Raw genomic sequence first — 12,066 nt, 5'->3', positions numbered from 1 at the left:
GCGCACCCCGGTTTATCCGGGGTCATTTTTTTGGTGCCGACGCCACCCACGCCTTCAACACCGCCACATCGTTCTGCCACTCTGACTTCATCTCTTCAACCCATTCAGCAACGTTATCTGACCACGCCGGCAGATCCGGGGTCTGAATCTGCTGTCCGAGCTGTTGAATATGACGCAGGCCGATAGAGCCCGCCGCGCCTTTGATCTTATGCCCTTCATCGACGATGCCTTTGCGGTCGCGGGCGGTCAGATTAGACTCCAGCACCGCCATGTAGCCAGGCATCATCTTCTCGAACACCGCCAGACCGTCGTTGATAAGCTTCGGCCCGACCAGCTCGATATACTGCTCAAGCATTGGAATATCGAGCACCGAAGAGGCCTTGCTGGTATCCGCCGCCGGGATCTCGATCTCATCCTCTTCCGGAGCATCCCAGAATTTTTTAATAATGGCGGTTAATGCCGGCACCGATAGCGGCTTGCTCAGGACATCGTCCATACCGGCATCGAGATACTCTTTTTTGTTTTTCAGCACGTTCGCCGTCAGCGCCACCAGCGGCGGCAGCTCATCGGCGGCAAAGTGCTGTTTAAGATGCCGGGAAATATCCAGGCCGGTCATATCCGGCAGCTGAATATCCAGCAACACCAGGTCATACTCGCCCGGTTTAAACATCTCCAGCGCCGCGGTACCGGTCATCGCGACATCCACGGTATTGCCCAGTTTCTCCAGCACCGAGCGCGCGACGATCACGTTAAGCTCGATATCTTCGACCAGCAGCACGCTGAGCGCCGGCAGCGGCATCTCATCATCTGTCAGACTGTCTTCTGTCTCTTCCGCCACCGCTGGCGCATGCACGGTCAACGTAAACGTCGCCCCTTGCCCAGGCAGACTGGAGACATTAATGTCGCCGCCCATATTGCGCGCCAGACGACGCGACACGGCAAGACCAATCCCGGTCCCGGTTGCCGGCTTACCGCCGTGGCTGTCTTTTACCTGATAGTACATGGCGAAGATCTTATCCTGCTCCGCCTGAGGAATACCGATGCCGGAGTCTTCTACTTCAAAGTGCAGAATATCTCCTTCATCGTAGCGCACGCGGACGTTGACATTTCCGCCCTGCGGGGTAAATTTCACGGCGTTGCTGATAAGATTCCACAAGATCTGCCGCAGGCGGGTTCCGTCAGTCACCACGTTATGTGGCAACGGCTGCGTCGGGTCCATCACGAAGCGCAGCCCCTTCTGCTGTGCCTGCAGACCAGAGAGGTTTTCGAGGTCGGCCAGGAAACTGGTGAAGTCAACCGGCTGGTTATCCAGCTGAACCTTACGGCGCTCCATCTTATCCATATCGATAATATCGTTGAAAATATTCCCCAACGTCACCGCCGATACATGAATGGTCTTGAGGTATTTTTCCTGCTCGCCGGTCAGGTCGGTATCCAGCAGGATACGGCTCAGCCCGACGATGCCATTCAGCGGCGTACGCAGCTCATGGCTGATGGTAGAAATAAAGGTGGTCTTGTCCCGGCTGGCGCGCTCCAGCGCATCCTGGTAGCGCTTACGTTCGGTAATATCGCGGCCAAAGCCCATCAGCCCCCGGCGTTTACCCACGCGGTCATAGTAAGGGACTTTGCGGATCTCAAAGCAGGCTTTGCGCCCGTCGGGGTAATCCAGCCACTGTTCATAGGTCAGGGAGACGTTATGGCGGAAGACTTTTTCATCCGTCTCGAGGACTTTTACTGCCGCTTCCTCGTTATAGACATCCTGAGGTTTCAGGTGAATAAGCTGCTTTTCGCTTTTCCCTGTCAGCAGCTCCATGGCGCGGTTACAGCCGGAAAACTCTTTGTCTTCATTACGATAGAAAACTAAATCCGGGGACGCATCCAGGAAAGAGCGCAGGAAGGAGGATTGTTGTTCGAGCTGAATTTGCGCTTCTTCACGCTCTTTCATCTCAATCTTCAGCTGTTCGAGGGTTGTTTCGCGCTCGGCTTCCGCTTTCTCACGCTCGCCAATCTCCTGATTGAGCTGGGCGATATTGTCTTTGAGCTGCACGTTAAGCTTCAGGTCGCGCTCGCGCATCTCCTCAAGCTTTTCAACCAGTCGGGAGAGACGCTGCCGCGACTCTTCCAGCTGCTCAACGACCACCGACAGAAAATAGACCGCCCAGGGCGTGATCAGCAGACCAAAGAAGATGGAGCGGATAACATCGATACTTTCGACCTGGCCATGCAGCACCATCGTAACGGCCATCTGTACGACAATCGCCAGCACCACCAGTGCAAGGGCCAACAGCATGGAAAAACGCACCAGACCCAACTTCATCATCAGGTCGACATAGTACTGCGCCAGCATACGGATTTGCTTCATAAGGGATTCCTTCGCGACAACTCCGCACAATAATACCCAATTCTGAGCAAACCGCTGTAAGTTGTGCGAAAAATGCGAAGCTCCCTACTCCTGGAGGGAAGGTGGCGTCCAGGCACGTCCCAGCGCCGAGCCCTGCACGCCGTGCTGATTCAGATAGCGATCGAGTTCTACCATCCCGGTCCAGCGGTTTTCACACCACAGCGGCGCCAGCAGCGTCGGGCGACGGGCGCTGGCGGAAATCCGGTGATAAATCACCTCGGGCGGCGTAGCGCGGATCATCTCGCCGGCGGTGACCGTATACTCCTCCAGCGCAATGGCCTCGAGGCGCCCGGCCTGCCAGGCTTTCGCCATCGTACTGCCGGTCACTATGTGCAGGGGATGCAGCTTGATACCATCGACGCCGGTGTCCACCACCTGCGCCAGGGTTTGCAGGCAATGCTGCTGGGTTTCTCCAGGCAGCCCGACAATCAGATGTGAGCACACTTTCAGCCCGCGTTCACGTGCCAGGCGGGTCGTTCGCTGGTAGCAGGCAAAATCGTGGCCGCGATTAATCCGGTGCAGCGTTTTGTCATGTGCGGTTTGCAGGCCCAGCTCCAGCCACACTTCATAACCCTGCTCGTGGTAGCCGCTCAAGAGATCTAACACCGCTTCCGGGACACAATCCGGGCGGGTGCCGACACAGAGCCCGACGATATTGGCCTGGCTGACCGCCTGCTGATACATATTGCGCAGGACCTGCACTTCCGCAAAGGTGCTGGTATACGCCTGGAAATAGGCCAGATAACGCTTTGCGCGTTTCACGCGCTGCGCCTGATGCGCCAGCTGCTCTGCAATAGAAAGGTGCTGCTGCTCTTCGTCAGCAAAAGAGGCCACATTGCAGAAGGTGCAGCCTCCACGACCGATGGTGCCATCGCGATTCGGGCAGCTAAACCCACCATGCAGCGTCAGTTTATGGACTTTTTCGCCATAGCGACGCGAAAGATCCCCACCAAACATATTGACTAATTTTTGTAACTGCATAATCTGATAGACCGGCCTTAAGAAAGGGGCCAAGCCTGCCATTTTTAGCCACCGATGACGATGACCTGGATCAATCGTCAGTGCGGCCGCACACCTCATTGCATAACCACTCAAGATAACTGCAATTTCATTCACCCGTCCGGTAATGACTTTTCCTTATACTTAAGCCCTGGATTGCCATTATCTTCATCAGGGGAAAAAACAGTGTTATTCCCCGCCTCGCGAGAAACAGGCAGACGAATACTCTGCTATAAATAGCCAGTTCAGCATATAACGATAATGATAAGCTATCGATATAGTGAGACAGATCACACTAGAATATGCTTTTCGCTGCGTTTCATTGTTGTTTAAAACCCCTTATTTTCCTTAACAATCATAACATTAAGCACCTCATAGCACATTTTTGTATAAATAAGATTGCCATTTGACGTAAGTGCCGATTCCCGATAAGTTGGGAATCCGCTGGAAGCTTTCTGGATGAGCACTCTGCTCATCATATTTATGCAGTAATTGAGATTCCCTCTTACAGCAAGTCCTCAAACTTGCGTACCGATGCGAAAAGGATTTAAAGAGGGCGAATGCGAGGTGCAAACCACCCCGTCGCCATGCTCTTTCTGTGCCCGTGCGCAATCGGTATCGGAGGGTGTCCCGTAGAGCCTGGGGAGGTTCACTGATATGTTGTACGATAAATCCCTTGAGAGGGATAACTGTGGTTTCGGCCTGATCGCCCACATAGAAGGCGAACCTAGCCACAAGGTAGTGCGTACCGCTATACACGCACTGGCCCGAATGCAGCACCGCGGCGCGATCCTTGCCGATGGTAAAACCGGCGACGGTTGTGGCTTGCTGCTGCAAAAACCCGATCGTTTCTTCCGTATCGTTGCGGAGGAGAACGGCTGGCGTTTAGCCAAAAATTATGCCGTCGGGATGTTATTCCTTAATAAGGATCCTGAACTGGCTGCTACGGCGCGCCGCATCGTTGAAGAAGAATTACAATGTGAAACCCTGTCTATTGTCGGCTGGCGCGATGTGCCGACTAACGAAGGGGTTCTCGGTGAAATCGCCCTCTCCTCGCTGCCCCGTATTGAACAAATTTTTGTTAACGCCCCGGCAGGCTGGCGCCCGCGCGATATGGAACGCCGTTTGTTCATCGCTCGTCGCCGCATTGAAAAGCGCCTGCAGGAAGATAAAGATTTCTACGTCTGCAGCCTGTCGAACCTGGTGAATATTTATAAAGGTCTGTGTATGCCGGCAGATTTGCCGCGCTTTTACCTGGACCTCGCGGACCTGCGTCTGGAATCAGCAATTTGCCTGTTCCACCAGCGCTTCTCCACCAACACCGTCCCACGCTGGCCGCTGGCACAACCGTTCCGCTACCTGGCACATAACGGTGAAATCAACACCATCACCGGTAACCGCCAGTGGGCCCGCGCGCGTACCTATAAGTTCCAGACCCCGTTAATTCCGGATCTGCACGATGCAGCGCCGTTCGTTAACGAAACCGGCTCCGACTCCAGCTCCATGGATAACATGCTTGAGCTGCTGCTGGCCGGCGGGATGGATATCGTGCGTGCCATGCGTCTGCTCGTGCCACCAGCCTGGCAGAACAACCCGGATATGGATCCGGAGCTGCGCGCCTTCTTCGACTTTAACTCCATGCACATGGAGCCGTGGGATGGCCCGGCGGGCATCGTCATGTCCGACGGTCGCTACGCAGCCTGTAACCTCGACCGTAACGGTCTGCGTCCGGCGCGCTACGTCATTACCAAAGACAAGCTGATCACCTGTGCATCAGAAGTCGGTATCTGGGATTACCAGCCTGACGAAGTGGTGGAAAAAGGCCGCGTTGGCCCAGGCGAACTGATGGTTATCGATACCCGCGCGGGCCGCATTCTGCACTCTGCGGAAACCGATGACGATCTGAAAAGCCGCCACCCGTATAAAGAGTGGATGGAGAAAAACGTCCGCCGTCTGGTGCCGTTCGAAGACCTGCCTGACGAAGACGTTGGCAGCCGTCAGCTGGATGACGATACCCTCTCCAGCTACCAGAAACAGTTTAACTACAGCGCTGAAGAGCTGGACTCTGTGCTGCGCGTGCTGGGTGAAAATGGCCAGGAAGCCGTCGGCTCGATGGGCGATGATACCCCGTTTGCGGTGCTCTCCAGCCAGCCACGTATTATCTATGACTACTTCCGTCAGCAGTTCGCGCAGGTGACCAACCCGCCGATCGATCCGCTGCGTGAAGCGCACGTGATGTCGCTGGCCACCAGCATCGGCCGCGAAATGAACGTCTTCTGCGAAGCGGAAGGCCAGGCACACCGTCTGAGCTTCAAATCGCCGATCCTGCTGTACTCCGATTTCAAACAGCTGACCACGATGGAAGAGGAACACTATCGCGCCGATACGCTGGATATCACCTTTAACGCCACCGAAACCACGCTGGCCGAAACGGTGAAAGCGCTGTGCGATAAAGCCGAACAGATGGTACGTAACGGTACCGTTCTGCTGGTGCTCTCCGACCGTAATATCGCTAAAGATCGTCTGCCAGTCCCGGCCCCGATGGCGGTTGGCGCGATCCAGACCCGTCTGGTAGATAAGAGCCTGCGCTGCGATGCCAACATTATTGTTGAGACCGCCAGCGCCCGTGACCCGCACCACTTTGCGGTGCTGCTGGGCTTCGGCGCCACGGCTGTCTATCCGTACCTGGCCTACGAAACACTGGCAAAACTGGTCGATAGCAAAGCTATTGATAAAGCCTACCGCTCAGTGATGTTGAACTACCGTAACGGTATCAACAAAGGCCTGTACAAGATCATGTCCAAAATGGGCATCTCGACTATCGCCTCTTACCGCTGTTCGAAGCTGTTCGAAGCGGTCGGCCTGCATCGTGAAGTATCCGACCTGTGCTTCCTCGGCGTTGTCAGCCGTATCGGCGGCGCGGGCTTCGATGACTTCCAGCAGGATCTGCTGAATCTGTCCAAACGCGCGTGGCTGGTCCGTAAGCCGCTGGCGCAGGGTGGCCTGCTGAAATACGTTCATGGCGGTGAATATCACGCTTATAACCCGGACGTAGTGCGCACGCTGCAACAGGCCGTTCAGAGCGGTGAATACAGCGATTATCAGCAGTATGCCAAACTGGTCAATGAACGTCCGGCCGCGACGCTGCGCGATCTGCTGGCAGTGAATCCTGGCGAGAACGCCATCAGCATCGACCAGGTTGAATCGGCAAAAGAGCTGTTCAAACGCTTCGATACCGCCGCTATGTCTATCGGTGCTTTGAGCCCGGAAGCGCATGAGTCGCTGGCGGAAGCCATGAACAGCATCGGCGGCTTCTCTAACTCCGGCGAGGGTGGCGAAGACCCGGCGCGCTATGGCACCAATAAAGTGTCGCGTATTAAACAGGTTGCTTCCGGTCGCTTCGGCGTTACCCCGGCATACCTGGTCAACGCCGATGTTATCCAGATTAAAGTGGCTCAGGGCGCGAAGCCGGGCGAAGGTGGGCAGCTGCCGGGTGACAAAGTCACGCCGTACATTGCCAAACTGCGTTATTCGGTTCCGGGCGTAACCCTGATTTCGCCGCCGCCGCACCACGATATTTACTCTATCGAGGATCTGGCGCAGCTGATTTTCGACCTTAAACAGGTCAACCCGAAAGCGATGATTTCCGTGAAGCTGGTTTCTGAACCTGGCGTCGGCACCATCGCCACCGGCGTGGCAAAAGCCTATGCCGACCTCATCACCATCGCTGGTTATGATGGCGGTACCGGTGCCAGCCCGCTCTCTTCGGTGAAATACGCTGGCTGTCCTTGGGAACTTGGCCTGGTGGAAACCCAGCAGGCGCTGGTAGCCAACGGCCTGCGTCATAAGATTCGCCTGCAGGTGGACGGCGGCCTGAAAACCGGCCTTGATATCATCAAAGCAGCGATTCTCGGCGCGGAAAGCTTCGGCTTCGGCACCGGCCCGATGGTCGCGCTGGGCTGTAAATACCTGCGTATTTGCCACCTGAACAACTGCGCAACCGGCGTAGCAACCCAGGATGACAAACTGCGTAAGAACCATTACCACGGCCTGCCGTTCAAAGTGACCAACTACTTTGAATTCATCGCCCGCGAAACCCGCGAGCTGATGGCCGAGCTGGGCGTGAAGCGTCTGGTGGACCTGATTGGTCGTACCGACCTGCTGAAAGTGCTGGACGGCTTTACCGCGAAGCAACAGAAGCTGGATCTGAGCAAACTGCTGGAAACCGCCGAGCCGCATCCGGGCAAAGCGCTGTTCTGCACTGAAAGCAACCCGCCGTTTGATAACGGGGTGCTGAACGCGCAGCTGCTGCAGCAGGCAAAACCGTTTGTCGACGGCAAGCAGAGCAAAACCTTCTGGTTCGATATCCGTAACACCGACCGCTCCGTAGGCGCCTCGCTGTCCGGCTATATCGCCCAGACTCATGGCGACCAGGGGTTAGCGGCCGATCCTATCACCGCGCACTTCAGCGGTACCGCGGGCCAAAGCTTCGGCGTGTGGAACGCCGGTGGCGTTGAGCTGCACCTGACCGGTGACGCTAACGACTACGTCGGTAAAGGGATGGCAGGCGGTCTGCTCTCTATTCGTCCTCCGGTGGGTTCTGCCTTCCGCAGCCACGAAGCGAGCATCATCGGCAACACCTGTCTGTACGGTGCGACCGGTGGTCGTCTGTACGCCGCAGGCCGTGCGGGTGAACGTTTTGCAGTACGTAACTCCGGCGCCATCACCGTGGTCGAAGGCATCGGCGATAACGGCTGCGAATACATGACCGGCGGTATTGTCTGCGTACTGGGTAAAACCGGCGTCAACTTTGGCGCAGGGATGACCGGCGGCTTTGCTTACGTGCTGGATGAAGACGGAGACTTCCGTAAACGTGTGAACCCTGAACTGGTGGAAGTGCTGGACGTTGATTCTCTGGCTATCCATGAAGAGCACCTGCGTGGTCTGATTACCGAACACGTGCAGCTGACCGGTTCGTCTCGCGGCGAAGAGATCCTGGCCAACTGGCCGGCCTTTGCAGCGAAATTCGCGCTGGTTAAACCTAAGTCCAGCGATGTTAAAGCACTGTTGGGTCACCGTAGTCGTAGCGCAGCAGAGCTGCGTGTGCAGGCGCAGTAAGGAATTCAGATGAGCCAGAACGTATACCAGTTTATCGACTTACAGCGTGTTGATCCGCCAAAGAAACCGCTGAAGATCCGCAAAATTGAATTTGTAGAAATTTATGAGCCGTTTTCAGAAGGCCAGGCCAAAGCACAGGCAGACCGCTGCCTGTCCTGCGGTAACCCGTACTGCGAATGGAAATGTCCGGTCCACAACTACATCCCTAACTGGCTGAAGCTGGCTAATGAAGGGCGTATTTTTGAAGCGGCTGAGCTGTCACATCAGACCAACACCCTGCCGGAAGTCTGCGGGCGCGTTTGCCCGCAGGATCGCCTGTGCGAAGGGTCCTGTACGCTGAATGATGAATTCGGCGCGGTGACTATCGGTAACATCGAGCGCTATATCAACGATAAAGCGTTCGAAATGGGCTGGCGTCCGGATCTCTCCGGCGTCAAGGCCACCGGTAAAACCGTGGCTATCGTTGGCGCAGGCCCGGCAGGTCTGGCTTGTGCAGACGTCCTGACCCGTAACGGCGTCAAAGCGGTGGTCTTCGATCGTCACCCGGAAATCGGCGGCCTGCTGACCTTCGGTATCCCGGCGTTCAAGCTGGAGAAAGAGGTCATGACCCGTCGTCGTGAAATCTTCACCGGCATGGGCATTGAGTTCAAACTCAACGTCGAAGTGGGCCGGGATGTTCAGCTCGACGACCTGCTGAAAGAGTACGATTCGGTGTTCCTCGGCGTCGGGACCTATCAGTCCATGCGCGGCGGGCTGGAAAACGAAGAAGCAAACGGCGTCTTTGATGCCCTGCCGTTCCTGATCGCTAACACCAAGCAGACCATGGGCTTTGGCGAAACGGCGAGCGAGCCGTACGTCAACATGGAAGGCAAGCGTGTCGTGGTACTGGGCGGTGGCGACACCGCGATGGACTGCGTGCGTACCTCCGTACGTCAGGGGGCATCGCATGTCATCTGTGCCTATCGTCGTGACGAAGAAAACATGCCGGGCTCCCGCCGCGAAGTGAAAAACGCGCGTGAAGAAGGCGTCGAGTTCCAGTTCAACGTTCAGCCTCTGGGCGTTGAAGTGAATGCCAACGGCAAAGTGTGCGGCGTGAAAATGGCGCGCACCGAGATGGGCCAACCGGATGCTAAGGGTCGTCGTCGCGCAGAAATCGTCGCCGGCTCCGAGCACGTTGTCCCGGCTGATGCGGTGGTCATGGCGTTTGGTTTCCGTCCGCACAGCATGGAGTGGCTGGCGAAGCACGACGTTGAGCTGGATTCTCAGGGCCGTATTATCGCCCCGGAAGGCAATGAAAATGCGTTCCAGACCAGCAACCCGAAAATCTTTGCTGGCGGCGATATCGTGCGTGGCTCCGATCTGGTGGTCACCGCCATTGCCGAAGGTCGTAAAGCGGCTGACGGCATCCTGAACTACCTGGAAGTGTAATACCCCAGCCCGGATAAACGACTTATCCGGGCGGAAAGACAATGCCCGTGGGTGAAGACCCACGGGCTTTTTTTATGGCGGCAGCAGATCGGCGCGAACCTTAATCACCACTTTTTTGATGTCAGCAGGGAGTGTCGCCTGGCAACCGGGTTTATGCGGCTCTCCGGGCATAAATACGGCAAACATCTCCGGCTGCAGCGTCAGCACCTGCTCCCCGGCAATGCGCTGGCACAGCTGATAATCCTCTTCTACCCGTGCGTCCTCGCACTCACGTGCTGAGCCTGTCGCACCGTAGTAAATCCGCTCCGTTCCCGACAGCAAAATCTGGATATCGATAAACTGCATGTGCAGTTCGGCTTTCTTCTCTTCAGGGGCGCCGGTGGTGAACTGCATGACGTTCATAAACAGGTTATCACCCTGTAATTCGTAGCTGCCCGGCGCCTTATTGTGCAGGTCGTGGGCCTGCGCCAGTGCAATAGCCCGCACCAGCGCCGTCGGTAACCCAGCCGGCAGCGGCTGCTGTAAATGACCAAAAATCATATCGTTGCTCCTTGTCCCCATAATGCCGCGCCCAATAGCCCCGCATCATGTCGGTAACGGGCTTCCCGCAGCGGAACCTGATAAACCTCGGGCTCTTGTGACAAATATTCCGCCACCAGCGGCAGATAACCGCTGGCCAGGCCGATGCTGCCGCCGACCACCACGCAGTCGCAGTCTGTGACGGCTTTAAGATCGGCAATCAGCCGCGCCAGCGCCCGGGCCGAACGCTGGATCAAAGCCTGCGCCTGCGGATGTCCTTCGCGGGCCAGGGTAAAAATCGCCCTGGCATCCAGCCCGCTCAGATCGTCACGAGCCGCCGCGGCGATACCGCGTCCGGAGGCGATCGCTTCAACGCAGCCCCGCCGACCGCAGCCACACACTGGCCCGTCAGGATCCGCCAGCGTATGACCACAATGGCCGGCCAGACCACCGCGACCGGTATGCAGTCGGCCATGGCTCACAATCCCGCCCCCGACGCCGGTTGAAACGGTGAGAAAGACCATCTCCCCCACCTTCTCCGCCAGCGCATGATATTCCGCCCACGCCGCGGCCTGCGCATCATTGATCGCGATGCCCGGGAGCCCGGTCAGGCCGGACAAACAATCGAGCAGAGGGAAGCGGGCCAGGCCGCCGAGGTTCGCTGGATTAATCGCCGTTAAGATACCGTCCTGAATAATGCCGGTAGAGGCGATAGCAAAACAGGTCGCGCGCCCGGCAAGAGGCGCCACCAGCGTCTCCAGTGCAGCGGCTAACGCCGCGGGCGTCTGACTCGCCGGGGTCGGTATTTCACGTCGTTCGAGAATGTTAAATTCCCCGTCAATCAGCGCGGCAGCCAGCTTAGTGCCACCAATATCAATCGCCAGCGTTGTCATTGCACCGCCTTTTTCAGCGCCGTGTTGTACCACCCACAGATATGTTCCAGCCGGGTGATGGCGGAACCGACTGTCACCGCCCATGCCCCCTGACGCATCGCCTCTGCCGCCTGGGCTGGCGTGTTGTAACGCCCTTCGGCAATCACCCGACAGCCTGCCGCGTGAAGCGCCTGTACCAGGGCCAGATCGGGCTCGTCCGGCGTGTGCGCCGCGGTATAACCCGACATCGTGGTGCCAATAATCTCCGCCCCGAGTCGCTGGCAGAACAGACCATCCTCAACGCAGGAGCAGTCGGTCATCGCCAGCTTGTTATGCTGATGGATTCGCGCCAGCAGCGCCTCGATCGCCACCGGACGCGCGCGCTGGGTGCCGTCGATAGCAATAATATCTGCCCCCGCCAGCGCCAGAGCATCCACATCCTCAAGGAACGGGGTGATGCGTACCGGAGAATCCTCGAGGTCGCGTTTCAGAATGCCGATAATCGGCACCGTCACCTGGGCGCGGGTTGCACGCAGATTCTCCACCCCCTCAATGCGCAATGCCACTGCCCCGGCCTGCTCAGCCGCCAGCGCCATCGCAGCAACAATCGCTGGCGTATCCAGCGGGCTACCGGGGACCGGCTGGCAGGAGACAATTAACCCGCCGTCGATCTCGATGCGGCGATCCAGTTGTTCAAGCAAAGACATAATAACTCCCTGATATCTGTCA

General features: G+C 57.2%; 7 protein-coding genes. 2 read left to right on the top strand and 5 right to left on the bottom strand.

Annotation, left to right across the window (positions count from 1 at the left end):
* Positions 1 to 22: 22 nt before the first annotated feature.
* Both arcB and EDF82_RS14770 read right to left on the bottom strand, forming a co-directional pair.
* Positions 23 to 2,362 carry an aerobic respiration two-component sensor histidine kinase ArcB gene (gene arcB, locus EDF82_RS14775; protein ID WP_123756296.1) on the bottom strand — a complete coding sequence of 780 codons (2,340 nt, stop codon included), beginning with the start codon at positions 2,360 to 2,362 and terminating at the stop codon, positions 23 to 25.
* A gap of 84 nt (positions 2,363 to 2,446) precedes the next feature.
* Positions 2,447 to 3,382 (bottom strand): TIGR01212 family radical SAM protein, encoded by a 936-nt coding sequence (locus tag EDF82_RS14770; RefSeq protein WP_123756295.1) that lies wholly within the window; start codon positions 3,380 to 3,382, stop codon positions 2,447 to 2,449.
* A gap of 675 nt (positions 3,383 to 4,057) precedes the next feature.
* On the opposite strand from EDF82_RS14770, the gene gltB reads away from it, so the two are divergent.
* Entirely contained in the window at positions 4,058 to 8,518 is a 4,461-nt protein-coding gene (gene gltB, locus EDF82_RS14760; RefSeq protein WP_123756293.1) for a glutamate synthase large subunit, read from the top strand.
* Positions 8,519 to 8,527: 9 nt separating this feature from the next.
* Entirely contained in the window at positions 8,528 to 9,946 is a 1,419-nt protein-coding gene (locus EDF82_RS14755; protein ID WP_123756292.1) for a glutamate synthase small subunit, read from the top strand.
* A 72-nt stretch (positions 9,947 to 10,018) separates the two neighbouring features.
* Here the strand turns inward: EDF82_RS14755 and nanQ are convergent, their stop codons facing one another.
* The 3 genes from nanQ to EDF82_RS14740 are packed head-to-tail and all read right to left on the bottom strand — an operon-like array spanning position 10,019 to position 12,044.
* On the bottom strand, positions 10,019 to 10,486 hold the full coding sequence (gene nanQ / locus EDF82_RS14750) for an N-acetylneuraminate anomerase (protein ID WP_123756291.1): 468 nt from the start codon (positions 10,484 to 10,486) through the stop codon (positions 10,019 to 10,021).
* On the bottom strand, positions 10,483 to 11,358 hold the full coding sequence (locus tag EDF82_RS14745; RefSeq protein WP_123756290.1) for an N-acetylmannosamine kinase: 876 nt from the start codon (positions 11,356 to 11,358) through the stop codon (positions 10,483 to 10,485). Before EDF82_RS14745 ends, nanQ begins: the two co-directional genes overlap by 4 nt.
* Entirely contained in the window at positions 11,355 to 12,044 is a 690-nt protein-coding gene (locus EDF82_RS14740) for an N-acetylmannosamine-6-phosphate 2-epimerase (RefSeq protein WP_123756289.1), read from the bottom strand. Before EDF82_RS14740 ends, EDF82_RS14745 begins: the two co-directional genes overlap by 4 nt.
* Positions 12,045 to 12,066: the final 22 nt, after the last annotated feature.

Origin of the sequence: Klebsiella sp. BIGb0399 (genome assembly GCF_003752615.1) — a bacterium.
Classification (GTDB): Bacteria; Pseudomonadota; Gammaproteobacteria; order Enterobacterales; family Enterobacteriaceae; genus Klebsiella; species Klebsiella lignicola.
The sequence above is the reverse complement of the archived record's forward strand: the minus strand, read 5'-3'. Positions and strand labels throughout refer to the sequence as shown.